This window comes from Pseudomonas sp. B2M1-30 (assembly GCF_025447575.1).
GTDB classification, from domain to species: domain Bacteria; phylum Pseudomonadota; class Gammaproteobacteria; order Pseudomonadales; family Pseudomonadaceae; genus Aquipseudomonas; species Aquipseudomonas botevensis.
Window position 1 is genome coordinate 201,073 of the sequence record NZ_JAOEJT010000006.1, and the last position, 23,000, is coordinate 224,072.

The following is a 23,000-nucleotide window of genomic DNA, read 5'->3' on the forward strand; positions in this document are numbered from 1 at the left end:
CCCGATGGCACAGAAGATCATCCGCGTCGGCGATATCGAGATTGCCAACGACAAACCCATGGTGCTGTTCGGCGGCATGAACGTGCTGGAAAGCCGCGACATGGCCATGCAGGTTTGCGAAGAGTACGTGAAGGTCACCGAGAAACTCGGTATCCCTTACGTGTTCAAGGCCAGTTTCGACAAGGCCAACCGTTCTTCTGTGACCTCCTATCGCGGTCCTGGCCTGGAAGAAGGCCTGCGCATCTTCCAGGACATCAAACAAGCCTTCGGCGTGCCGATCATCACCGACGTCCACGAGCCGGAACAGGCTCAGCCCGTCGCTGAAGTCTGCGACATCATCCAGCTGCCGGCTTTCCTGTCGCGTCAGACCGATCTGGTCGTGGCGATGGCGAAGACCGGCGCGGTGATCAATATCAAGAAAGCCCAGTTCCTCGCGCCTCAGGAAATGAAACACATCCTGAACAAGTGCGTGGAAGCGGGTAACGATCAGCTGATCCTCTGCGAGCGTGGTTCGAGCTTTGGCTACAACAACCTCGTGGTCGACATGCTCGGCTTCGGCATCATGAAGCAGTTCGAATACCCGGTGTTCTTCGACGTGACCCACGCGCTGCAGATGCCAGGCGGTCGTTCCGACTCCGCCGGCGGCCGTCGCGCCCAGGTCACCGATCTGGCCAAGGCTGGCATGAGCCAGTCGCTGGCAGGGCTGTTCCTCGAAGCGCATCCGGATCCGGACAACGCCAAATGCGATGGCCCTTGCGCCTTGCGTCTGGACAAACTGGAGCCATTCCTGGCCCAGCTCAAGGCTTTGGACGAACTGGTGAAGAGTTTTCCGACGGTAGAGACCGCGTAAACCTCATTTCTCCGGTAAAGTACCGCACGATTTGTCGCTCATGCCCTCGGGCATGAGCGTTGTCGTCTGCAAGCTGCCCGCTGCACACCTCTTGCCGACGGCAAAAAGATTTCCTCTAGCTGCGTCGTTTTCGTCAACTTTGGAGTGTTTACAACAATGGCAAAAATCGTCGACATCAAAGGTCGTGAAGTCCTCGACTCCCGTGGCAATCCCACCGTGGAAGCGGACGTGCTTCTCGATAACGGCATCATCGGCAGCGCTTGCGCGCCGTCCGGTGCTTCCACTGGCTCGCGCGAAGCGCTGGAGCTGCGTGATGGCGACAAGAGCCGTTACCTGGGCAAGGGCGTGCTCAAGGCGGTAGCCAACATCAACGGTCCGATCCGCGATCTGCTGCTGGGCACCGACCCAAGCGACCAGAAAGCCCTGGATCACGCGATGATCAAGCTCGACGGTACTGAAAACAAGGCGACCCTGGGTGCCAACGCCATCCTCGCCGTGTCCCTGGCTGCCGCCAAGGCTGCTGCACAGGACCAGGACCTGCCGCTGTACGCACACATCGCCAATCTGAACGGCACCCCGGGTGTCTACTCGATGCCGGTTCCGATGATGAACATCATCAACGGTGGCGAGCACGCCGATAACAACGTAGACATCCAGGAATTCATGGTTCAGCCGGTGGGCGCCAAGTCTTTCTCGGAAGGTCTGCGCATGGGCACCGAGATTTTCCATCACCTCAAAGCCGTGCTGAAGGCCCGTGGCCTGAGCACTGCCGTCGGTGACGAAGGTGGTTTCGCGCCGAACCTGGCTTCCAACGAAGACGCGCTGAAAGTGATCTCCGAAGCGGTGGCCAACGCCGGTTACAAGCTGGGCACCGACGTGACCCTGGCGCTGGACTGCGCAGCCAGCGAGTTCTTCGAAGACGGCAAGTACAACCTGTCCGGCGAAGGCCAGGTGTTCACCGCTGAAGGTTTCGCCGACTACCTCAAAGGCCTGACCGAGCGTTACCCGATCATCTCCATCGAAGACGGTCTGGACGAGTCCGACTGGGCTGGCTGGAAGATCCTCACCGACAAGATCGGCGAGAAGACCCAACTGGTGGGCGACGACCTGTTCGTGACCAACACCAAGATCCTGAAAGAAGGCATCGACAAGAAGATCGCCAACTCGATCCTGATCAAGTTCAACCAGATCGGCACCCTGACCGAAACCCTGGAAGCCATCCAGATGGCCAAGGCTGCCGGTTACACCGCCGTGATCTCGCACCGTTCCGGCGAAACCGAAGATTCGACCATTGCCGACCTGGCCGTGGGCACTTCGGCTGGCCAGATCAAGACCGGTTCGCTGTGCCGTTCCGACCGCGTTTCCAAGTACAACCAACTGCTGCGTATCGAAGAGCAGTTGAATGGCAAGGCCAAGTACAACGGTCGCAGCGAGTTCCGCGGCTAAGTTGTAAATGGTAAAAAGACACCGGATTGTGTCGGAAAAGTCGTGACAGCGATGGATTTGCCACTAATCTGATGCCTTATATGCACAAGCCTGGATCTTCCAGGCTTCGTGCTATCAGACGTTTCAAAGTTTTGCGTGGCTGTCTTTTTTCACTGGATACCTGATATTCGATGCGCAGTCCTTACTGGTTGTTTCTCGTTTTGCTCTTGCTGCTGGCCGGTCTGCAATACCGCCTGTGGGTGGGCAATGGCAGTCTGGCGCAAGTCGCCGAGCTGAATCAGCAGATCGCCGATCAGCACGCCGAGAACGAAGCCCTGCTGGAGCGCAACCGGGTGATGGACGCTGAAGTCAGCGAGTTGAAGAAGGGCATGGAGACCGTCGAAGAACGGGCTCGCCATGAGCTGGGCATGGTCAAGGACGGTGAAACCCTTTACCAGTTGGCCCAATGATCGATTCCCTGCCGGCCTTCTGGGCCGTGATTCCTGCCGCGGGCGTCGGTGCCCGTATGGCCGCGGACCGTCCCAAGCAATATCTGCAACTGGGCGGGCGCACAATTCTTGAACACAGCCTCGGCTGTTTCCTCGATCACCCGAGCCTCAAGGGCCTGGTGGTCAGTCTTGCCGCTGACGATCCCTACTGGCCGAACCTGGCTTGCGTCAGCGATCCACGTATTCAGCGGGTCGAAGGTGGTGCCGAACGTTCTGCCTCGGTGCTCAACGCCTTGCTGCATCTGCATGCCCAAGGTGCCGACGATGACGATTGGGTGCTGGTGCACGATGCGGCCCGTCCCAACCTGAGCCGCGATGATCTCGACAGGCTGCTGGCCGAACTCGCCGACGATCCGGTCGGAGGCCTGCTGGCCGTGCCGGCGCGAGACACCCTGAAACGGGTCGACAAGCACGGTCGAGTGGTCGAAACCGTTGACCGGAGTGTGATCTGGCAGGCCTATACCCCGCAGATGTTCCGCCTCGGTGCGTTGCACCGGGCGCTGGCGGACAGTCTGGTGGCCGATGCCGTGATCACCGATGAAGCCTCGGCGATGGAGTGGGCCGGCATGGCGCCGCGTCTGATCGAGGGGCGGGCGGATAACCTCAAGGTCACCCGTCCTGAGGATCTGGAGTGGTTGCGCCAGCGCTGGGCGAATCGCCGCTAGATCCGGTATTCCGGCCGCTCAGCCAATCCTTCCTTCAAGAAGTCCACCAGTTTGCGCACCTTCGGTGACAGATGGCGTTGTTGCGGATACAGCGCCCACACCGCCGTGTTCGGCGGTTGATGCGCCTCAAGCAAGGAAATCAACGCACCGCTGTGCAAATGCTCCAGCACGTAATAGTCCGGCAACTGGCACAACCCGACGCCTTGCAACGCCGCGTCGAGCACCGCTTGCCCACTGTTGCAGCGCCAGTTTCCCTGGACGCGCTGGGAAAATTCCCGCCCGTTCTGTTCCAGTTGCCAGAGGTCCGAACTGCCGATGAGGCAGTTGTGCCGACTCAGCTCCGACAAACTGTGTGGGCGCCCGTACCGTTCAAGGTAGGAAGGCGACGCACACAAGTACATCCGTCGCGGTGCCAATCGGGTCGCCACCAGCCGTGAGTCCTGCAATCGTCCCAGGCGAATCGCCAGATCCAGGCCTTCATGCACCAGATCCAGTTGCCGGTTGGTCAGCTCGATATCAATGCGCAGTTGCGGGTAATGCCCCATGAACCGGGTCACCAGCGGCACGATGAAACGTTCGCCATAGGCCACGGCGCAGGTCATGCGCAGCATGCCTTTCGGTTCGCTGGTCAGGTCGCCGACCGCGCGCAACGCTTCTTCGCGCCCATCCTGCAAGCGCTGGCAATGTTGCAGAAACGTTTGGCCGGCCTCGGTCAGCGTGACTCGCCGGGTGCTGCGATACAGGAGTCGTGTCTGCAAGCGCTCTTCCAGTCGTACGATTTGGCGACTGATGTGCGAGGAAGAAACCCCAAGTCGTTCGGCGGCGGCGGTGAACTGGCTGCATTCGGCGACGGCGACGAATTCGTCGATGCCTTCCCAGCGATTTTCGGACATCGAGATTATCCCTGTATGGCAATAATGTTTTGCTTTTGTCCGGATTATTCACCAGGCAGCGCTGGACTACACTCCCTGTCTGGTTTTTTATTCAATGGATTCACTGGAGAGTCAGCATGATCAAGTCGCGCGCCGCCGTTGCCTTCGAGGCCAAGAAGCCGCTGGAAATCGTAGAAGTCGATGTCGCCATGCCCAAGGCCGGTGAAGTGTTGCTGCGTGTGGTGGCTTCCGGGGTTTGCCACACGGACGCCTACACCCTGTCCGGCGCGGATCCGGAAGGGATTTTCCCGTCGATCCTCGGCCATGAGGGCGGTGCAATCGTCGAAGCCATTGGCGAAGGCGTGACCTCGGTAGCTGTCGGTGATCATGTTATCCCGCTGTACACCCCGGAATGCGGCCAATGCAAATTCTGTAAGTCGGGCAAGACCAACCTGTGTCAGGCGATTCGCGCGACCCAGGGCAAAGGTTTGATGCCGGACGGTACTTCGCGTTTTTCCTACAAGGGCGAAACGATTTTCCACTACATGGGGACTTCGACCTTCTCCGAGTACACCGTACTGCCGGAAATCTCCGTGGCGAAGATTTCCAAGGACGCACCGCTGGAAAAGGTCTGCCTGCTCGGTTGCGGCGTGACCACCGGCATCGGTGCGGTGATCAACACGGCCAAGGTCAAGCCGGGTGATACCGTAGCCATCTTCGGTCTGGGCGGCATCGGTCTGTCGGCAGTGATCGGCGCGGTAAAAGCCAAGGCTGCGCGGATCATCGCCATCGACATCAACCCGGCCAAGTTCGAGATCGCCAGGCAATTGGGTGCCACCGATTGTGTAAACCCGAAAGACTTCGATCGTCCGATCCAGGAAGTGATCGTGGACATGACTGACGGCGGCGTCGACTTCTCTTTCGAGTGCATCGGCAATGTGCAATTGATGCGCGCCGCCCTCGAATGCTGCCACAAGGGTTGGGGCGAGTCGGTCATCATCGGTGTGGCCGGTGCCGGCCAGGAAATCGCCACCCGTCCATTCCAGTTGGTGACCGGCCGCGTCTGGCGCGGTTCGGCATTCGGCGGCGTGCGGGGTCGCAGCGAATTGCCAAGCTACGTCGACATGGCCCAGAGCGGCGAAATCCCGCTGGATACTTTCATCACCCACACCATGGGCCTGGAAGATATCAACAAGGCATTCGACCTGATGCACGAAGGCAAGAGCATCCGTACCGTCATTCATTTCTGATCAATCGCGTCTCCATGGCGGCAGGCTTTGTAGGCCTGTTGCCGCGGTCGCGTAGGAGTCTTTACATGAGTCTGGAAAACATCTCCTGTCAGAAAAGTTTCGGCGGCTGGCACAAGCGTTATCGTCATCGTTCCGACGTGCTGGGTTGTGACATGGTTTTCGCCGTGTACCTGCCGCCGCAGGCGGAGCAGGGTGGCAAGCTGCCGGTGTTGTACTGGCTGTCGGGCCTGACCTGCACTGACGAAAACTTCATGCAGAAGGCCGGCGCCATGCGCATGGCTGCTGAGCTTGGGCTGATGATCGTAGCGCCCGACACCAGCCCGCGCGGCGCCGACGTGCCGGGTGATCCGGACGGTGCCTGGGACTTTGGCCTGGGTGCCGGCTTCTATTTGAACGCCACGCAGGAGCCTTGGTCGCGGCACTATCGGATGCATGACTATGTCGTGCAGGAATTGCCTTCACTGGTTGAGGCGCATTTTCCCGCATCGGACAAACGCAGCATCAGCGGGCACTCCATGGGTGGGCACGGTGCACTGGTCTGCGCCTTGCGCAATCCGGGGCGTTACCAGTCGGTGTCGGCGTTTTCGCCGATCAACAACCCGATGGATTGCCCGTGGGGCCAAAAGGCATTCTCCCGCTACCTGGGCGAAGACCGTTCGAAGTGGCGCGAATGGGATGCCTGCGCGTTGATCGCCGAGGCGAACGAAAAGTTGCCATTGCTGGTCGATCAGGGTGATCGCGACGATTTCCTCGCCACCCAGCTCAAGCCCGAAGCCCTGCAACAGGCGGCCAAACAGGCGGGTCATCCGCTGACATTGCGCCTGCAACCGGGCTACGACCACAGCTATTTCTTCATATCGAGCTTCATTGACGACCACTTGCAGCATCACGCACAAGCCCTTCGGGGCTAATGCAGGTAGAATCACGCCCTGACAAAAATCGGGGCGTTTTTTTATGCGTATTGGCCACGGCTATGATGTGCACCGTTTCGCTGAAGGCGATTTCATTACTCTGGGTGGTGTGCGTATCGCACACGGCTTCGGGCTGCTCGCTCACTCCGACGGTGACGTCCTGCTGCACGCCTTGAGCGATGCCTTGCTCGGCGCGGCGGCGCTGGGTGATATCGGCAAGCACTTCCCGGACACCGACCCGCAATTCAAGGGCGCCGACAGTCGTGTGCTGTTGCGCCACGTCGTCAGCCTGATTCACGCCAAGGGCTGGAAAGTCGGCAATGTCGACAACACCATTGTTGCCCAGGCGCCGAAAATGGCCCCGCATATCGAATCGATGCGCGCGCTGATCGCCGCCGATCTGCAAGTTGAACCGGATCAAGTGAACGTCAAAGCCACCACCACCGAAAAACTCGGTTTCGTCGGTCGCGAAGAAGGCATCGCCGTACATTCCGTTGCCTTGTTGCTACGCGCATGAATGAACTGCAATTGCTTGGCCCCCGGGCCTATGGTGACGCGCTCGGCACAGCGGTACTGAAAGCCATCGCCGAAGATTTCCAGGTCGATGAAGTGCTTGATATCCCGTTCAGCGGCGATGGCGAGCATCTGTGGATCTGGGTGGAAAAACGCGGCCTGAATACTGAAGAGGCCGCGCGCCGGATCGCCAGGGCTGCCGGCGTGCCGCTGCGCACGGTCAGTTACGCCGGGCTCAAGGATCGCCAGGCGCTGACCCGGCAATGGTTCAGCGTGCAACTGCCGGGCAAGGCGGATCCGGATCTGTCGGCGGCGGAAAACGACACGCTGAAGATCCTCAAGACCACTCGCCACAAGCGCAAACTGCAACGCGGTGCGCACTCGGCCAACGGCTTCACTTTGCGTCTGACCCAGTTCGCGGGCGACAAGGCCGCGATCGAAGAGCGTCTGCAACTGATCCGCAAACAAGGCATCCCGAATTATTTCGGCGCCCAGCGTTTTGGTCATGACGGCGGCAACGTGGTCGACGCCCGTTCGTGGGCGGCGCGCAAAGCGTTGCCGGAGCAGCGCAATGTGCGCTCGCGCCTGCTGTCGACGGCGCGCAGTTTTCTGTTCAATCAGGTGCTGGCCGCGCGTGTCGCCGATGGCACCTGGCAACGTGCGCAGGTTGGCGATCTATTGGCATTCACTGACAGCCGCAGCTTTTTTCCTGCCGGTGAAGCCGAGTGCAGCGACCCGCGCCTGGCGATTCTCGACCTGCATCCGACCGGTCCTCAGTGGGGCGAAGGTGACTCGCCGGCGACCGGGGTTGTCCATGATCTGGAGCAGGAAATTGCCGCACGCGAGGCGGATCTGCGCGATTGGTTGATTAATGCCGGTATGAGCCACGAACGTCGCATCCTGCGTCTGCCCATTGGCGGGTTGACGTGGCATTATCCCGAGCCTGACATTCTGCAACTGGAATTCGTCCTCCCGGCTGGATGCTTCGCCACCGTACTGGTGCGCGAACTCGTTGATCTGGTGCCGGTGGGGCAGACGGACAGCCCATGCGTATTCTGATTTCTAACGACGATGGGGTAACCGCACCCGGTCTTGCCGCGCTTTATGCTGCGCTGGCGGATTACACCGAGTGCGTGGTTATCGCCCCGGAACAGGACAAGAGCGGTGCCAGCAGTTCGCTGACGCTCGATCGTCCGCTGCACCCGCAATACCTGGCCAACGGCTTCATCAGCCTCAATGGCACGCCGACCGATTGTGTGCACCTGGGGCTTAACGGTTTGCTGGAGCGCGAACCGGACATGGTGGTTTCCGGGATCAACCTCGGAGCCAATCTGGGCGACGACGTGCTGTATTCCGGGACCGTGGCCGCCGCCCTCGAAGGACGCTTCCTCGAGCGTCCTTCGTTTGCCTTCTCGCTGGTTTCGCGTCAGGTCGACAATCTGCCCACCGCCGCCCACTTTGCGCGCAAACTGGTCGAGGCCCACGCCGGGCTCGATCTGCCACCGCGCACGGTGCTGAACGTGAACATTCCCAATCTGCCGATCGATCACATTCGCGGCATTGCCCTGACGCGTCTCGGTCACCGCGCCCGCGCGGCAGCGCCGATGAAAGTGGTCGATCCGCGCGGCAAGGCCGGTTACTGGATTGCTGCCGCCGGCGATGCCGAAGATGGCGGTCCGGGCACAGACTTCCACGCGGTGATGCAGGGCTACGTTTCCATCACTCCGTTGCAGCTCGATCGCACCTTCAATGATGCCTTCAGAACGCTCGACGGCTGGCTGGAGGGCCTCAACTAATGGCTCGTGAACAAGACGACAGGCTGCGCAGCGGCATCGGGATGACCTCCCAGCGTACGCGCGAGCGCCTGATCCAGCGTCTGTATGAAGAAGGCCTGTCCAACGCCAAGGTGCTGGAGGTGATTCGTCGCACGCCGCGTCATCTGTTCGTCGATGAAGCGCTGGCGCACCGTGCCTATGAAGACACGGCCTTGCCGATCGGCCATAACCAGACCATCTCCCAGCCTTATATGGTCGCGCGCATGAGCGAGTTGTTGCTCGAGGCCGGGCCGCTGGACAAGGTGCTGGAAATCGGCACTGGCTCCGGTTACCAGACTGCCGTGTTGTCGCAGTTGGTCGAGCGGGTGTTTTCGGTGGAGCGGATCAAGGTGCTGCAGGATCGCGCCAAGGAGCGCCTGGTCGAGCTGAACCTGCGCAATGTAGTCTTCCGTTGGGGCGATGGCTGGGAAGGCTGGCCGGCGCTGGCGCCGTACAACGGCATCATCGTGACCGCAGTGGCTACCGATGTGCCTCAGGCCTTGCTTGACCAGTTGGCACCGGGCGGGCGCCTGGTGATTCCGGTGGGCTCCGGTGAAGTGCAACAGTTGATGCTGATCGTGCGCGAAGAGCACGGTTTTTCCCGACACGTTCTGGGAGCGGTGCGCTTCGTTCCATTGCTCAACGGGCCGCTGGCCTGAGCATTTATTCAAGGGCGCTGAATTCCTTTCGAGTGCCTTTGTCTTACAGCGGCGAAGTTTGCTTAAACAGTTCATCTATATAGAGCAAACGTGTGCGGCGAAGGAAAAGGCTTCATTAAAGGTGAAGCTGGTCTGGCCGGTTATACTTGCAACACTGCATGCCCGATTGCGGCATTTCACAATTTTCAGCCACCACAAAGGGAGCGGCGGGTGAGTCTCACAGTCATTGCGCAGCGTATGGGTAACACGAGCTTTCAGCGCCTGGTGACTGGCCTTGTCTTGAGCACCTTGCTGGTCGGTTGCTCCAGCACCAAATCGAGTAACGTGCGCGTGGTCGATCGCAACAACGCGGTGGCCCAGCGTCCTACGGTGACGACCGGGCAGTATGTAGTCCGTAAGGGCGATACGTTGTTTTCGATCGCGTTTCGCTACGGCTGGGACTACAAAGCCCTCGCTGCCCGGAACAATATTCCTACGCCGTATACGATCCATCCGGGTCAGACAATTCGCTTCGACGGTCGCACCGATTCAACGCCGGCTGCCGTGGTGAGTAGCACCAGTTCCTCGCCGTCTTCGTCCAGTAAAACCACGGTAATCCGGCGCCAGGCGAATGGCACGACAACCACCACAACCACCGGTTCTGCGGCGGTTGTACCGTCCGTCGCCAACAAGCCGGCACCCGCTCCATTGCCTCCACCAGGCCCGGCCCCGACCGGCTGGGGATGGCCATCTAATGGCATTCTGATTGGTAAATTCTCTTCAAACGGTAGTTTGAATAAAGGAATTGATATCGCCGGAGATTTGGGACAGCCTGTTTTAGCTGCGTCTGATGGGACGGTGGTTTACGCCGGGAGTGGCTTAAGGGGCTACGGCGAATTGGTCATCATCAAACACAGCGAAACCTACGTCAGTGCTTACGGACACAACCGTCGGCTGTTGGTACGGGAGGGGCAGCAGGTCAAGGTCGGACAGACAATTGCCGAAATGGGGTCAACGGGTACAGACCGGGTGAAACTGCATTTTGAGATTCGCCGACAAGGTAAACCTGTAGATCCGCTGCAGTTCCTGCCAAGACGTTGATTTGAAGGCCAGCCTGTTCCGTCGCGTAGAGGGGACAGGCTCCAGCGTTGCCAAGGATAAAGGCGTCGCTTGAGCTTGGGGTCGAACTCACCAAAGGACTATAACAATGGCTCTCAGTAAAGAAGTGCCGGAGTTTGACATCGACGATGAGGTTCTCCTTATGGAGACCGACTTCGCTTCGGATTCGATGTCGAATGATGAAGGGGTTCCTTCACCTTCCGTTCGTTCCAAATCCAAACACTCCGCTTCACTTAAACAACACAAGTACATCGACTACACGCGGGCACTCGATGCCACGCAGTTGTATCTCAACGAAATCGGCTTTTCCCCATTGCTCTCCCCGGAGGAAGAAGTTCATTTTGCGCGTCTGTCGCAAAGTGGCGATCCCGCCGGGCGCAAGCGCATGATTGAAAGTAACCTGCGGCTGGTGGTCAAAATCGCCCGGCGTTACGTCAATCGGGGGCTGTCGCTGCTGGATCTGATCGAAGAGGGCAACCTCGGGCTGATCCGGGCGGTGGAAAAGTTCGATCCCGAGCGCGGTTTCCGTTTCTCGACCTACGCGACCTGGTGGATTCGTCAGACCATCGAGCGCGCGATCATGAATCAGACCCGGACCATCCGGCTGCCGATCCATGTGGTCAAGGAGCTCAACGTGTATCTGCGGGCTGCGCGGGAGCTGACACAAAAGCTCGATCACGAACCTTCACCCGAAGAAATCGCCAACCTGCTGGAAAAACCGGTAGGCGAGGTCAAGCGCATGCTGGGCCTGAACGAGCGGGTTTCTTCGGTCGACGTCTCGCTGGGTCCGGACTCGGATAAAACCCTGCTGGACACCCTCACGGATGATCGTCCTACCGATCCGTGCGAACTGCTTCAGGATGACGATCTGTCGCAGAGCATCGATCAATGGCTGTCGGAGCTGACCGACAAGCAGCGCGAGGTGGTGGTGCGCCGCTTCGGCCTGCGCGGCCACGAGAGCAGCACGCTGGAGGATGTAGGTCTGGAGATTGGCCTGACCCGGGAACGGGTGAGACAGATCCAGGTGGAAGGCCTCAAGCGCCTTCGGGAAATTCTCGAGAAGAATGGCCTGTCGAGCGAGTCGCTGTTCCAGTAAGCGCCTCAAATGACCGCCCACAAAAAGCCCCGACTGGTTCGGGGCTTTTTTGTTGCGCCTGGATGGGTGGCAAGCGGATTTTTTACGGTCGCCGCGTTGTAGTCTCGCGTTGTAAGCCCTGGCTTACTCTTTCGTAAGTGTTCGCTATTTTTACACTGCGGCAGACGTCCATTGAAGCATGTGCTTCTTTGTAATTATTTGATTTATATGATTATTTTTTAATGTTAAGCCCTTGTGACGGTGCACTTCGGTGGATTTGGCCCGTTGCTCCCGGCAGGGAACTCTTTAGTATCTGGGTTGTGTCGACGGACAGACACGCCCTTCAAGGATGAGGGGAATGGACATCGCAGGAGGCGATTCATCAGGACGATGAAAAGGAACACAGGGAATAGGGAAAAATGTGGGCGGGTCAAACCGCCCCTTTTTTTTGCCTGCAGAAAAGCAAAAAGGCCCGCAAGGGGCCTTTTCGAGAACGGCGGACGAATCAGCGTTCGAGGTCTTTGATCTTGCCTTTGACGCCATCCCACTCTTCGGCATCGGGCAACGATTCTTTCTTCTCGGTGATGTTCGGCCAGATCTCGGCCAGCTCGACGTTCAGCTGGATGAACTCCTGCATCTCTTCCGGGACTTCGTCCTCGGAGAAAATCGCAACGGCCGGGCATTCTGGTTCGCACAGGGCGCAGTCAATGCACTCATCCGGGTGAATCACCAGGAAGTTCGGGCCTTCGTAAAAGCAGTCCACCGGACAGACTTCTACGCAGTCGGTGTACTTGCACTTGATGCAGTTGTCGGTGACGACGAAGGTCATTTCTAATTTTCTCCTCAGGCGGCGGCAGCGGAGCCCCTTCACGGTTGGGGTCGCCAGGTTCGGGAGTGATGTCTGCAGGCCAGGCTATTAGCCTGCAGCACCCAAACCGCGCGAGATTCTAACAGCTTGAAGCCGTATGCGTTAGATCCGTGTCTTTAGTGTATAGAGCATTTCGAGCGCACGACGTGGGGTCATGTCATCCAGATCGAGCTTGGCCAGTTCATCCAGTACCGGATGCGGCAGGCTGGCGAACATGTCGCTCTGCTGTGGTGCGGCCGGTTTGCCCTTGACCGGTTTCGGCGCCTCGTGGGGCAGGGCGGTGTCTTCCAGACGACTCAGATGCTCGCGGGCACGCACAATCACTTCGCTCGGCACGCCGGCCAACTGCGCCACCGCCAGGCCATAGCTCTGGCTCGCAGGCCCCGGCAGTACATGGTGCAGGAACACAATGCGCTCGTTGTGCTCGGTTGCATTGAGATGCACGTTGGCTACCAGCGGCTCGGCTTCGGGCAGCACGGTCAGCTCGAAATAGTGAGTGGCAAACAGCGTATAGGCGCGCAGATGCGCCAGGCGCTCGGCCGCCGCCCAGGCCAGCGACAGACCGTCGAAGGTGCTGGTGCCGCGCCCGACTTCGTCCATCAGCACCAGGCTGCGTTCGGTGGCGTTGTGCAGAATGTTGGCGGTTTCGCTCATTTCCACCATGAAGGTCGAACGTCCGCCGGCCAGGTCGTCGCTGGAACCGATACGGGTGAAGATCCGGTCCACCAGCGACAGTTCGCAACTGGCCGCCGGTACGAAGCTGCCAATATGGGCCAGCAACACGATCAGCGCGGTTTGCCGCATGTAAGTGGATTTACCGCCCATGTTCGGACCGGTGATCACCAGCATTCGCGTGTTGTCGTCGAGGCTCAGGTCGTTGGCCACGAACGGCGTGGTCAGCACCTGCTCGACCACCGGGTGGCGACCCTGGGTGATGCGCATGCACGGCTCGCTGACGAACGTCGGGCAGTTCAGGTCGAGATTCAGCGCACGCTCGGCCAGGTTGCTCAGCACGTCCAGCTCGGCCAGCGCCGAGGCGGTGTCCTGCAGCGGTGGCAACTGGCTGATCAGATCTTCCAGCAGCGCCTCGTACAGCATCTTCTCGCGGGCCAGCGCGCGGCTCTTGGCCGACAGCGCCTTGTCTTCGAACTCTTTGAGTTCCGGCGTGATGAAGCGCTCCGCGCCCTTGAGGGTCTGGCGCCGAATGTAGTCGGCCGGAGCCGACTCGGCCTGCTTGCTCGGCAGTTCAATGAAGTAGCCGTGAATTCGGTTGTAGCCGACCTTCAGGTTGGCAAGGCCGGTGCGGGCCTTTTCCCGGGCTTCCAGGTCGATGAGGAACTGGCCGGCGTTTTCGCTCAGCGATTGCAGCTCGTCGAGTTCGCTGTCGTAACCGGTCTTCAGCACGCCGCCGTCGCGGATCACCGCTGGCGGGTTGTCGATGATGGCTTTTTCCAGCAGCGCAGCCAGTTCCGGGTAGGTGCTGGTGGTCGTCGCCAGTCGGGTCAGGTGCGGCGCTTCCAGGTCGGCCATTGCCACTTGCAGCTCAGGCAGGGCGCCCAGTGCGTCACGCAGGCGAGCGAGGTCGCGCGGGCGGGCATTGCGCAGGCCGATTCGCGCGAGGATCCGTTCGATATCGCCGATTTCCTTGAGCTGCGGCTGCAGACTTTCGAAGCGATAGCGGTCAAGCAGGCAACTGATCGATGTCTGGCGTGCCAGCAAAACGGTCAGGTCACGTAGCGGACGGTTCAGCCAGCGGGTCAGCAAACGGCTGCCCATGGCGGTCTGGCAGCGATCGACTACCGATTGCAGGGTGTTGTCGCGACCGCCCGCCAGGTTGGTATCGAGTTCCAGGTTGCGGCGGCTCGCGCCGTCCAGCACCACGGTGTCGTCCAGGCGCTCGTGGCGCAGGCTGCGCAAATGGGGCAGGGCGGTGCGCTGGGTTTCCTTGGCGTAGGCCAGCAGGCAACCGGCGGCGCCGATGGCCAGGGTCAGGGTCTCGCAGCCGAAACCTTTCAGGTCCTGGGTGGAAAACTGCTGGCAGAGACTTTTCAGCGCCGAGTCGCGTTCGAAATCCCACGGCGCACGACGACGTACCCCACGGCGTTTTTCCGCCGGCAGATCCTTTGGCCAGTCATCCGGGATCAGCAGTTCCACCGGGTTGACCCGCTCCAGTTCCGCCAGCAGGTTCTCCCAGCCCTTGATCTCGAGCACGATGAAGTTGCCGCTGGTGATGTCCAGCACCGCCAGACCGAACAGACGCTCATCGCCCAGCACCGCCGCGATCAGGTTGTCGCGACGCTCGTCGAGCAGCGCCTCGTCGCTGACCGTGCCCGGGGTGATGATCCGCACCACCTGACGTTCCACCGGCCCTTTGCTGGTGGCCGGGTCGCCGACCTGCTCGCAGATCACCACCGACTCGCCAAGCTTGACCAGCTTCGCCAGATAACCTTCCGCCGCGTGATACGGAATCCCGCACATCGGAATCGCCTGCCCCGCCGACTGCCCGCGAGCGGTCAGGGTGATGTCCAGCAACTTGGCCGCTTTCTTCGCGTCTTCATAGAAGATCTCGTAGAAGTCGCCCATGCGGTAGAACATCAGCTGATCCGGGTGCTGATTCTTCAGGCGCCAGTATTGCTGCATCATCGGAGTGTGGGAGGACAGATCGGAGACGGCTTTATTCATCGGCTTGTCAGGAAACTCGTTGAAAGGTGTGGGGCAAAAGCGCGGCAGTGGCCGGGCATTTCCGCGATGGGCGCAAGATTACCATGGGCGGTCTGTTGGACGCAGGCATCGTGGTCGGTTGACATGTTTCTGCTGCAAAATGCGTATTTATGCACGCTTTATGCAAATCAGCATTTGTCTTCCGAAAAAACTTCAAGCACTATGCGCGTTATGCAAAAACGCAACGTATCTACCGTATTAAGAGCGCTGCTCGACCAGCACGGGATCTCCCCTACGGAGCTTCACCGTCGCACCGGCGTGCCTCAATCCACACTTTCGCGGATTCTCAGCGGGAAGATCGTCGATCCTTCGGACAAGCACATCTCGAAGATCGCCGAGTATTTCGCCGTGAGCACCGATCAGTTGCGCGGGCGCGCGGATGTTGCGCAAGCGGCCGGTGCCGGGCGTGATGATGTGCATGCCGAACTCAAGGACATAAGCCTGTGGGACGACGACACGCCTGTCGATGACGACGAGGTGTCGGTGCCCTTTCTTCGTGAGGTTGAATTGGCTGCTGGATCAGGAAGATTCGTTATCGAAGAGAGCGAACGCTCTAGCCTGCGCTTTGGCAAGCGCAGCCTGCGCCACAACGGGGTGCAGTTCGACCAGGCCAAATGCGTCACCGTGCGCGGCAACAGCATGTTGCCGGTCCTGCGTGACGGTGCCACGGTTGGTGTCAATGCCGGCAAGTGCGGGATTGGCGACATCGTCGATGGCGACCTTTATGCGATCAACCACAACGGTCAGCTGCGGGTGAAGCAACTCTATCGCCTGCCCACCGGCATTCGCCTGCGCAGTTTCAATCGCGATGAGCATCCGGACGAGGACTACAGCTTCCAGGAAATCCAGGAAGAGCAGATCGTCATCCTCGGTCACGTCTTCTGGTGGGGCATGTACGCCCGATAACCCCACCGCTTTCAGACAAAACCCGCCCACCGGCGGGTTTTTTTTCGCCTGGCGAAAATCCTCGACGCCTTGATTGGCGGGCCTTCCATGCGCTCGTGCATTTGTCATGCATAAATAAATGCATTTATGCATTGACTGTATATGCATCCATGCATATTCTTGCCGCCAAGCCGCTCGACAAAGCGGCTGGCAAGAAAGCTCTTTAGTTCCACAAGAACAGGCAGCGATGAACCGGCCTCAACGGTTCAGAGGGTTGGCAACTGACCCGGGTGTGCAGCGTAAAGCACCGAGAGCAGTTATCCGGCGGGCAGGGACCGCGGTCGGAAAAACAATTTGAATGGACTCGTACCGCGCCAGTAGCGCCGAAAAGTCAGCTTCCTTTCGGTTTAAAGGATGAAAGGAAGGCGAAGGAGCGCATTACTGAAAAGCCCGGTTTCTCAGCCGGGCTTTTTGGAATGCCTACCTCAAGAGAAACCGATTGAACCCATCATCCATCACTCATCAATCACCCCCAGGAGGCGTGACATGACAAACGAGCAACAAGCGTTGGCGGACATGCCGATCTGGTTGGTCATCCTCCTCGCGGTAGTGGGCGGGGTGTCCGGCGAAATGTGGCGCGCCGACAAGGAAGGCGCCCGGGGCTGGCCGCTGTTGCGGCGTCTGGCGCTGCGCTCCGGCGCCTGCATGATCTGCGGCGTCTCGGCCATCATGCTGTTGTACGCCGCCGGCATGTCGATCTGGGCGGCCGGCGCTTTCGGCTGCCTGACCGCGATGGCCGGCGCCGACGTGGCCATCGGCCTATACGAACGCTGGGCTGCCAAGCGCATCGGCGTTAGCGAACTGCCACCCCACGATCAACCCTAACCCGACATTTTCCAGCCTCGCTGCAACCTCGGCAGCGGGGCTGTGCGTGGACATCTGAAAAGGAGGTCAAGCATGCCCGCACCGATCCAGCAGCCTTCGCAGCTGTTCACGGCGATGGCGACAACCTTGCGCAACACCGCCGCCCTGAACGTGCAGGTTGGCAACCACGATGACTTTTCGGCACCCGGCAATCAGGCCTGGGTGTTGATCGACTTTGATCGTAATGCCCAGGGCGCACGCGCCGCCGATGGACGAATTGCCCATGTGCTGACGGTGTCACTGCAAGTGATTCCGGCGGTTGCTGCCACGGCGTTCGCGGCCTGCGACCTGATTGCGGCCCTGAAGAATCTGGTCACCGACAACCGCTGGGGGCTGGCCGGCGATCAATGCGATTTGCCGATGAACCTTGACGGTCTGCCATCAGTATTTCTGCGCGCAGACCAGTCGTACAAGGCCTGGACCCTGACGTTCGACCAGACCCTCTATCTTGGCCCGACCTTGCTCGACGACCCGCTCGGCATCCCGAAATTTGCCCGTACCTGGGAGGTCAGCGACATCGACGATCCCGATCAATACACCCCGCTGGAGGGTTGAACCGTGTTCGATTCGCTTATCCAGATGCAACTGGGACCGATCATCGAACGGCTCGCCGAGATGGAAGCGGAGATCGAGGACCTGCACCGCCGCGCCGAGAGTTTCTGTCGCATCGGCATTTGTCAGGAGGTCGACCCCGCGACCAACACCTGCAAGGTCAGCCATGGTGGATTGCTCACGCCGTCCATCAAGTTCTTCAACCCGAGCGCCGGTGCCCAGAGCGAGTCGCGAATCCCGACGGCGGGTGAGCAATGCCTGCTGCTCAACTACGGCAGCGGCGAAAGCGGCGCGCAGAGCGTGGCGCTGTTCGGTTTGAACAGCGATCGTTTTCCTCCGGCTTCAACGATACCGACGCTGACCCGTCGGGTTCATCAGGACGGCAGCGAAAGCGGCTACGACGACGCCACGCACATTCTGCACTGGCAGAACGGTCCGGCGGCGTTCAGCGGTTCGCGCCAGGCGCTGGAACTGAGCATCGGCCCGGCGCGACTGGCAATGACCCCGCAGGCGATCAGCCTGCAACTGGGCGCGGTCGGCCTGACGATCGACGCCTCGGGCGTCCACTTCAGCGGCCCGTTGGTGGATCACCAGGGCCGCGTCATCAGCCCCTGATTCAAGAGCCTTCCCATGATCGGAATCGATAGAGACACCGGGGCCACGGTCGACGACTGGCTGCAGTTCGTGCAGCGCGCGACCCACGCCCTGACCACACCGCTGGGCACCCGGCAGAAACGCCCCTTGTATGGCTCGCTGATCCCTACGCTGTTGGGGCAGAACCTGGGCGATGACCTGCTGATCCTGGCTCAAAGCCATGCGGCGCAGGCGTTCTACAACCCGCAAAACGGCATCGACGATTTCCTGCCGCAGGTGATCGTCGCCACCCGCCAGGGTGCCGGTCTGCTGCTGCGTTTCGCCGGCACCTGGAAAAACCGTCAACAGACTTTCGAGGTAGTGACATGAGCATGTTGATCCCCGGCCAGAATCAGTTGGCTGAGCCTGCGCTGATTACCGTCGAAGCGTTCGAAGACCTGCTCGCCGAATTCAAGACCTTCGTCGTCGAATACGTCGGTGCCCGCTCACCGCAAAACGCGGCGAAATTGCAGACCAGCCTGGAAAGCGAGAGCGAACTGCTGACGCTGGCGCTCGAGGCTTTCTGTGTGCGGCTGCAAACCCACGAACGCAAATACAACGCCCGGATCAAGCAGATGCTGGCGTGGTGGGCGACCGGCAGCAATCTTGATGCGCGGCTGGCGGACATGGGCCTGGAACGGCAGTTGCTCGATCCCGGTGATCCGGCAGCGTTCCCGCCTGTACCCGCCATCTACGAAAGCGACGATGACGCGCGGCTGCGCTATTACCTGGCACCCCACGCACCGGCGGCGGGTTCGCGTATGCAGTATCGCCGCGAGATCTTCACCCTTGGCGAACGTCCGACGGTGAAAGTCGAATCCACCGACGCCGGCGTGGTGAATGTCACCTACACCTTTGACCCGGACGGCCTAGCCGCGCAGGTCAAGGACGGCAACGGTCGCCGCACGGCGCCCGGCGAAGTGCGGGTCACCGTGCTCTCGCGAGAGGCCGACGGTACGCCGTCCGCCGCGCTGCTCGACGGCGTCCGTCAGCACTTCGCCCGACCGGATGTGCGACCGGAAACCGATCTGGTCACCGTGCAGGGCGCGGAGATTCAGCGCTACAAGATCCGCGTGGTGGCGAAGATCAATTCCGGCCCCGATTCGGGCCTGACCAAAGTCGCCGCGCAGCAGCATTTGCAGGCCTACGCCGACAGTTGCCATCGCCTGGAAGGTCGGGTCGACCCGAGCTGGATCGATTACACCCTGCACAGCGCCGGCGCCGTGCAATTGCAGATTCTCGAGCCGTTGGAGCCGATCGTCACCAGCGCGTTCCAGGCGCCGTATTGCACGGCGGTCGAGGTCGAGGTGCAGACGCTATGAGTGATCAGGCACAGCGTCCGACCTTATTGCCGGCCAACAGCTCGGCACTGGAGCGAGGACTCGATCTGGGTTTCGGCGCGTTGCTCGATCGCATCGCGCCGCCGTTTCCCGAGCTGATGAACCCGCAGCAAACTCCGGTCGCGTTTCTGCCGTATCTCGCGGCGGATCGCGGCGTTGCCGAATGGAGCAGCGACGCGCCGGAAACGGAAAAACGCCTGACCGTCGAACTGGCCTGGCCCACCGCGCGCCAGGCCGGCACTCGCAAGGCACTGGAAAACGCGGCCAAGGGTTTGCAACTGCGCCCGGAAATCCGTGCCTGGTACGAACAGACACCGCCCGGCGCGCCTTACAGCTTTTCCGTGCGCGCGTTCACCGATCTGCCCTACAGCGAACTCATCGATGCCCGTCTCGACCGTCGCCTGGCCGACGCCAAAAGCGAGCGCGACATTCTCTCGGTGTCGGTCGGCCTCAGCGCTTTCGGCAGTCACGTCATCGGCGCCGCGACAGTCTGCGGTGAGCTGACCACGATTTATCCGGTGGCCATCGAAGGGCTCGAAACCTCGGGCGAAGCGTTCATGGCGGCCGGTCTGTACACCGTCGAAACATCCACTATTTATCCTCAGGGGGCCTAATGGCTGACTACTACACCCTGCTCACCAACGCAGGGATTGCCTACGAAACCGCCTGCAAGGCGGCGGGCGTGCCGATCAAGCTGACGCAGATTTCCGTCGGCGATGGCGACGACGCAGTCTACAACCCGGCGGCCACCGCCACCGCGCTCAAGCGCGAAGTCTGGCGCGGCCCGCTCAATGCACTGTTCCAGGACGAGAAAAACCCGAGCTGGCTGCTCGCTGAAGTGACCATTCCGCCGGATGTCGGCGGCTGGTATGTGCGTGAAGCGGGGCTGTGGACCGACACCGGGATTCTCTACGCCATCGTCAAATACCCGGAGTCGTTCAAGCCGGTGCTGGCGACGTCGGGGTCGGGCAAAGAGTTTTATATTCGCTCGATTTTCGAGACCAGCAATGCTTCGTTGGTGACCTTGCTGATCGACGACACCGTCGTGAAAGCCACCCGCGCCTGGGTCATGAGTTATCTCGCCGAAGAGCTCGGCAAACTCGATGGCAAGCAATCGGTTCGCGTTGCTGCTACCAGCAACGTCGTATTGAACGGTGCCCAGCAGATCGACGGTGTGGCAGTGATTGCCGGCGACCGCGTCCTGCTGCCGAACCAGACCCTGGCCAAGGACAACGGCCTGTGGGTCGTTGCCAATGGCGGCTGGCTGCGTGCCAACGATGCCAACGTCAGCGCCAAGGTCACCCCTGGCCTGACGGTGATGGTGGAGGAGGGTACGGCGAACGGTGATTCGCTCTGGCACCTGACCACCAATGCGCCGATCACCCTCGGCACCACTGCGCTGACGTTCAAGATGCTGGCCGGGCGTACCGGGATTGCCGCCGGTTCTTACAAGAGCCTGACCGTTGACGAATATGGCCGGGCCACGGCGGGGGCGAATCCCGACACCCTGGCCGGTTTCGGCATCAAGGATTCCTACACCAAGGCTGAAGTCGAGGCGCTGATCGCCAAGGCTTCGGCGTTGCCGGTGGGGTCGATTGTCGCGTTCCCTGTCGACACGCCGCCGCCGGGTTTTCTCGAGCTGGATAACAGCGTCAAAAGCAGCGCGACCTACCCGGACTTGAGCGCCTATTTGGCTGGCAAGTTCAACAAAGGGGATGAGGGTGCGGGCAACTTCCGCTTGCCGGAAGCGCGTGGGGAATTCTTGCGAGGTTGGGATCATGGACGTGGGGTGGATGCCGGGCGTGCCGCTGGTAGCTCTCAACTCGATAGCTTGCAGAACATCACCGGCATCTTTGATGGCTATCTTGACGTCACCTCGACTGATGGTGTCTTTGCGAAGGGCAATAAGAACTTCTCACCCAACCAGGTTGCTCAGAAGGAGGCCTATCACGCTGTTTCTTTTGATGCTTCTAGAGTAGCGCGGACGTCGACGGAAACCCGTCCGCGCAACATCGCCGTCATGTGGTGCATCAAGGCCTGGAACGCCCCGGTCAATCAGGGAAACATCGATGTGGCCGCTCTGGTCAAGGAAGTGCAACGGCTTGGATCCGCCGTTCCGGTGGGCGCTGTCATGGCGTTTCCAACCGGTATCGTTCCACCCGGTTTTCTGGAGCTGGATGGCAGTGTGCAGAGCATTGCGACGTATCCGGATCTGGCGGCGTTTCTTGGTACTGTCTATAACAAGGGCGATGAGGGGGCAGGTAACTTCCGCCTGCCAGACTCGCGGGGTGAATTCCTTCGAGGTTGGGATCATGGGCGCGGCACTGACTCAGGCCGGGCGATTGGTAGCTGGCAAGTAGGTACCGCAACTTACGGTGATGGCGACGGTGTCAATCTGCCAATTCCCAACCTGAACAATCTCAATCATGTAAGGATTCTTGGACTTGATTATGACACCGCACCGGCGGTCGTCGAGCCGGTAACAGCCTATGTGACGGCCACTGCCACGACGACCCAATTGACGATGGACGGTGTACAAACGCCTGGAACCGCTTATGTGGGGGTCGACTTCATGCGGTCGAGGCCTCGAAACATTGCCGTCATGTGGTGCATCAAGGCCTGGAACGCGCCGATCAATCAGGGAAACATCGATATCGCTGCGCTCTCTGAACAGCTGCAACAGCTTTCTTTGAATGGATCCATTGCAGGGGATATTCGAAACGCTCGGGTCTCGATTCCGGTTGCGGCCCCTGACGCGAGGTTTACAGCTTCCGGGATGGTTCTCGGAGATGTGAACGGGAAAAAGGTCGTTATCTCCAACTTCAACCAGACCATCAACCTGGTAGCTCCGGTCAAGGGATTGGGGGCGATGGATGCTGGAGCAGCACCGGTCAGTGGATTTGTTGCGATGTACGCGCTTTACAATCCTGTCTCCAAATCCACCGGCATTATCGCCGTCAATGCCACCACTGCAATCGTTCCGAAGCTGCTGGCGGGCGTCGCTCCTGATGGATATACATTTTCCGCGCTTATCAGCATTTTGCCGACTAATGCCAGTGGTCAGTTTGCAGTAGCGGAGCAGGTTGATCGTCAGGTGTTTTATGGCGCACAAGTGTTTTCGACAACAGCGCAGGTTACGAGCCTGACGGGGTTATCGATTTCTACTGCTGTCCCATTGAATGCCAAGTCGGTTTCCGGAAACTTCCAAGGTTCGGTGTCGGCTAACGGATACAGCCTGGCGCTTGCCGGCTCATCCGCAGCGATAGGCCTTCAGACCTTCATTGTGAATTTTTCAGGGGCGGGCGGTGGCTCATTTCTGGACGTTCCATTGTTGTCGCCGCAAACGCTGTTTTATCGACTAACCAGCGCTGGAACCTTTAGTGCCTTTGCTATTACGACGAATAGTTACAGATTTTAAGTGGTGAGCCGAGTGGAA

23 protein-coding genes are annotated in these 23,000 nt (G+C 60.0%); 20 read left to right on the forward strand and 3 right to left on the reverse strand.

The window, feature by feature from the left end; all coding sequences use genetic code 11:
• The first annotated feature begins 4 nt into the window (after positions 1-4).
• From kdsA to ispD, 4 genes are all read left to right on the forward strand, one after another.
• A complete protein-coding gene (gene kdsA / locus N8H74_RS14580) occupies positions 5-850 on the forward strand; it encodes a 3-deoxy-8-phosphooctulonate synthase (RefSeq protein ID WP_262148371.1) in 846 nt (281 codons plus the stop codon).
• A 156-nt stretch (positions 851-1,006) separates the two neighbouring features.
• On the forward strand, positions 1,007-2,296 hold the full coding sequence (eno, locus tag N8H74_RS14585; protein ID WP_007954808.1) for a phosphopyruvate hydratase: 1,290 nt from the start codon (positions 1,007-1,009) through the stop codon (positions 2,294-2,296).
• 170 nt (positions 2,297-2,466) lie between these two features.
• Complete coding sequence (gene ftsB, locus N8H74_RS14590; protein WP_003222158.1) at positions 2,467-2,745, forward strand: cell division protein FtsB; 279 nt, start codon at positions 2,467-2,469, stop codon at positions 2,743-2,745.
• Positions 2,742-3,449 carry a 2-C-methyl-D-erythritol 4-phosphate cytidylyltransferase gene (gene ispD, locus N8H74_RS14595; RefSeq protein ID WP_217832623.1) on the forward strand — a complete coding sequence of 236 codons (708 nt, stop codon included), beginning with the start codon at positions 2,742-2,744 and terminating at the stop codon, positions 3,447-3,449. Before ftsB ends, ispD begins: the two co-directional genes overlap by 4 nt.
• Here ispD and N8H74_RS14600 read toward each other — a convergent pair.
• Complete coding sequence (locus tag N8H74_RS14600; RefSeq protein ID WP_217832622.1) at positions 3,446-4,342, reverse strand: LysR substrate-binding domain-containing protein; 897 nt, start codon at positions 4,340-4,342, stop codon at positions 3,446-3,448. The two genes, ispD and N8H74_RS14600, sit on opposite strands and share 4 nt — an antisense overlap.
• 116 nt (positions 4,343-4,458) lie before the next feature.
• Between N8H74_RS14600 and N8H74_RS14605 the strand changes: the two genes are divergently transcribed.
• The 8 genes from N8H74_RS14605 (at position 4,459) to rpoS (ending at position 11,662) form a co-directional block, all read left to right on the forward strand.
• A complete protein-coding gene (locus tag N8H74_RS14605; protein WP_217832621.1) occupies positions 4,459-5,571 on the forward strand; it encodes an S-(hydroxymethyl)glutathione dehydrogenase/class III alcohol dehydrogenase in 1,113 nt (370 codons plus the stop codon).
• A 65-nt stretch (positions 5,572-5,636) separates the two neighbouring features.
• Entirely contained in the window at positions 5,637-6,482 is an 846-nt protein-coding gene (fghA, locus tag N8H74_RS14610; RefSeq protein WP_217832620.1) for an S-formylglutathione hydrolase, read from the forward strand.
• A gap of 43 nt (positions 6,483-6,525) precedes the next feature.
• A complete protein-coding gene (gene ispF, locus N8H74_RS14615) occupies positions 6,526-6,999 on the forward strand; it encodes a 2-C-methyl-D-erythritol 2,4-cyclodiphosphate synthase (protein WP_064593803.1) in 474 nt (157 codons plus the stop codon).
• Complete coding sequence (gene truD, locus N8H74_RS14620; protein WP_262148377.1) at positions 6,996-8,054, forward strand: tRNA pseudouridine(13) synthase TruD; 1,059 nt, start codon at positions 6,996-6,998, stop codon at positions 8,052-8,054. The genes ispF and truD overlap by 4 nt, the downstream gene beginning before the upstream one ends.
• Complete coding sequence (surE, locus tag N8H74_RS14625) at positions 8,042-8,791, forward strand: 5'/3'-nucleotidase SurE (RefSeq protein WP_217832618.1); 750 nt, start codon at positions 8,042-8,044, stop codon at positions 8,789-8,791. Before truD ends, surE begins: the two co-directional genes overlap by 13 nt.
• Before the next feature lie 41 nt (positions 8,792-8,832).
• The gene (locus N8H74_RS14630; protein ID WP_177327338.1) at positions 8,833-9,468 is read left to right on the forward strand and encodes a protein-L-isoaspartate(D-aspartate) O-methyltransferase; all 636 of its coding nucleotides are present in this window, start codon (positions 8,833-8,835) and stop codon (positions 9,466-9,468) included.
• 210 nt (positions 9,469-9,678) lie between these two features.
• Entirely contained in the window at positions 9,679-10,548 is an 870-nt protein-coding gene (locus N8H74_RS14635; protein WP_217832617.1) for a peptidoglycan DD-metalloendopeptidase family protein, read from the forward strand.
• 106 nt (positions 10,549-10,654) lie between these two features.
• Positions 10,655-11,662, forward strand: a complete 1,008-nt coding sequence (gene rpoS, locus N8H74_RS14640; protein WP_217832616.1) for an RNA polymerase sigma factor RpoS — start codon at positions 10,655-10,657, stop codon at positions 11,660-11,662.
• A 484-nt stretch (positions 11,663-12,146) separates the two neighbouring features.
• On the opposite strand, the gene fdxA is transcribed toward rpoS, so the two are convergent.
• Complete coding sequence (gene fdxA, locus N8H74_RS14645) at positions 12,147-12,470, reverse strand: ferredoxin FdxA (RefSeq protein WP_007908827.1); 324 nt, start codon at positions 12,468-12,470, stop codon at positions 12,147-12,149.
• 141 nt (positions 12,471-12,611) lie between these two features.
• Positions 12,612-15,191 carry a DNA mismatch repair protein MutS gene (mutS, locus tag N8H74_RS14650; RefSeq protein ID WP_262148379.1) on the reverse strand — a complete coding sequence of 860 codons (2,580 nt, stop codon included), beginning with the start codon at positions 15,189-15,191 and terminating at the stop codon, positions 12,612-12,614.
• Between the two features lie 210 nt (positions 15,192-15,401).
• Here mutS and N8H74_RS14655 point away from each other — a divergent pair, with 210 nt between their 5' ends.
• From N8H74_RS14655 to N8H74_RS14690, 8 genes are all read left to right on the forward strand, one after another.
• Positions 15,402-16,136, forward strand: a complete 735-nt coding sequence (locus N8H74_RS14655; RefSeq protein WP_262148534.1) for an XRE family transcriptional regulator — start codon at positions 15,402-15,404, stop codon at positions 16,134-16,136.
• Positions 16,137-16,661: 525 nt separating this feature from the next.
• Entirely contained in the window at positions 16,662-17,000 is a 339-nt protein-coding gene (locus N8H74_RS14660) for a phage holin family protein (protein WP_217832614.1), read from the forward strand.
• Between the two features lie 72 nt (positions 17,001-17,072).
• Complete coding sequence (locus N8H74_RS14665; RefSeq protein ID WP_217832613.1) at positions 17,073-17,594, forward strand: hypothetical protein; 522 nt, start codon at positions 17,073-17,075, stop codon at positions 17,592-17,594.
• Positions 17,595-17,597: 3 nt separating this feature from the next.
• Entirely contained in the window at positions 17,598-18,206 is a 609-nt protein-coding gene (locus N8H74_RS14670; protein WP_262148381.1) for a phage baseplate assembly protein V, read from the forward strand.
• A 15-nt stretch (positions 18,207-18,221) separates the two neighbouring features.
• A complete protein-coding gene (locus N8H74_RS14675) occupies positions 18,222-18,554 on the forward strand; it encodes a phage baseplate protein (RefSeq protein WP_217832611.1) in 333 nt (110 codons plus the stop codon).
• Positions 18,551-19,546 (forward strand): baseplate J/gp47 family protein, encoded by a 996-nt coding sequence (locus tag N8H74_RS14680; RefSeq protein WP_262148383.1) that lies wholly within the window; start codon positions 18,551-18,553, stop codon positions 19,544-19,546. Before N8H74_RS14675 ends, N8H74_RS14680 begins: the two co-directional genes overlap by 4 nt.
• Positions 19,543-20,178, forward strand: coding sequence for a phage tail protein I (locus N8H74_RS14685; protein ID WP_262148385.1), 636 nt, complete (start codon positions 19,543-19,545; stop codon positions 20,176-20,178). The genes N8H74_RS14680 and N8H74_RS14685 overlap by 4 nt, the downstream gene beginning before the upstream one ends.
• Complete coding sequence (locus N8H74_RS14690; RefSeq protein WP_262148387.1) at positions 20,178-22,982, forward strand: phage tail protein; 2,805 nt, start codon at positions 20,178-20,180, stop codon at positions 22,980-22,982. Before N8H74_RS14685 ends, N8H74_RS14690 begins: the two co-directional genes overlap by 1 nt.
• Positions 22,983-23,000 lie beyond the last annotated feature (18 nt).

Excerpts from the sequence above, each read along its gene's own strand:
- truD (WP_262148377.1), top strand. The coding sequence starts at position 6,996 with ATGAATGAACTGCAATTGCTTGGCCCCCGGGCCTATGGTGACGCGCTC.
- N8H74_RS14690 (WP_262148387.1), top strand. The coding sequence starts at position 20,178 with ATGGCTGACTACTACACCCTGCTCACCAACGCAGGGATTGCCTACGAA.
- N8H74_RS14685 (WP_262148385.1), top strand. The coding sequence starts at position 19,543 with ATGAGTGATCAGGCACAGCGTCCGACCTTATTGCCGGCCAACAGCTCG.
- rpoS (WP_217832616.1), top strand. The coding sequence starts at position 10,655 with ATGGCTCTCAGTAAAGAAGTGCCGGAGTTTGACATCGACGATGAGGTT.
- ftsB (WP_003222158.1), top strand. The coding sequence starts at position 2,467 with ATGCGCAGTCCTTACTGGTTGTTTCTCGTTTTGCTCTTGCTGCTGGCC.
- N8H74_RS14600 (WP_217832622.1), bottom strand. The coding sequence starts at position 4,342 with ATGTCCGAAAATCGCTGGGAAGGCATCGACGAATTCGTCGCCGTCGCC.
- N8H74_RS14655 (WP_262148534.1), top strand. The coding sequence starts at position 15,402 with ATGCAAAAACGCAACGTATCTACCGTATTAAGAGCGCTGCTCGACCAG.
- N8H74_RS14680 (WP_262148383.1), top strand. The coding sequence starts at position 18,551 with ATGAGCATGTTGATCCCCGGCCAGAATCAGTTGGCTGAGCCTGCGCTG.
- ispD (WP_217832623.1), top strand. The coding sequence starts at position 2,742 with ATGATCGATTCCCTGCCGGCCTTCTGGGCCGTGATTCCTGCCGCGGGC.
- N8H74_RS14605 (WP_217832621.1), top strand. The coding sequence starts at position 4,459 with ATGATCAAGTCGCGCGCCGCCGTTGCCTTCGAGGCCAAGAAGCCGCTG.
- eno (WP_007954808.1), top strand. The coding sequence starts at position 1,007 with ATGGCAAAAATCGTCGACATCAAAGGTCGTGAAGTCCTCGACTCCCGT.
- N8H74_RS14630 (WP_177327338.1), top strand. The coding sequence starts at position 8,833 with ATGACCTCCCAGCGTACGCGCGAGCGCCTGATCCAGCGTCTGTATGAA.
- ispF (WP_064593803.1), top strand. The coding sequence starts at position 6,526 with ATGCGTATTGGCCACGGCTATGATGTGCACCGTTTCGCTGAAGGCGAT.
- surE (WP_217832618.1), top strand. The coding sequence starts at position 8,042 with ATGCGTATTCTGATTTCTAACGACGATGGGGTAACCGCACCCGGTCTT.
- N8H74_RS14660 (WP_217832614.1), top strand. The coding sequence starts at position 16,662 with ATGACAAACGAGCAACAAGCGTTGGCGGACATGCCGATCTGGTTGGTC.
- mutS (WP_262148379.1), bottom strand. The coding sequence starts at position 15,191 with ATGAATAAAGCCGTCTCCGATCTGTCCTCCCACACTCCGATGATGCAG.
- N8H74_RS14675 (WP_217832611.1), top strand. The coding sequence starts at position 18,222 with ATGATCGGAATCGATAGAGACACCGGGGCCACGGTCGACGACTGGCTG.
- fdxA (WP_007908827.1), bottom strand. The coding sequence starts at position 12,470 with ATGACCTTCGTCGTCACCGACAACTGCATCAAGTGCAAGTACACCGAC.
- N8H74_RS14665 (WP_217832613.1), top strand. The coding sequence starts at position 17,073 with ATGCCCGCACCGATCCAGCAGCCTTCGCAGCTGTTCACGGCGATGGCG.
- kdsA (WP_262148371.1), top strand. The coding sequence starts at position 5 with ATGGCACAGAAGATCATCCGCGTCGGCGATATCGAGATTGCCAACGAC.
- fghA (WP_217832620.1), top strand. The coding sequence starts at position 5,637 with ATGAGTCTGGAAAACATCTCCTGTCAGAAAAGTTTCGGCGGCTGGCAC.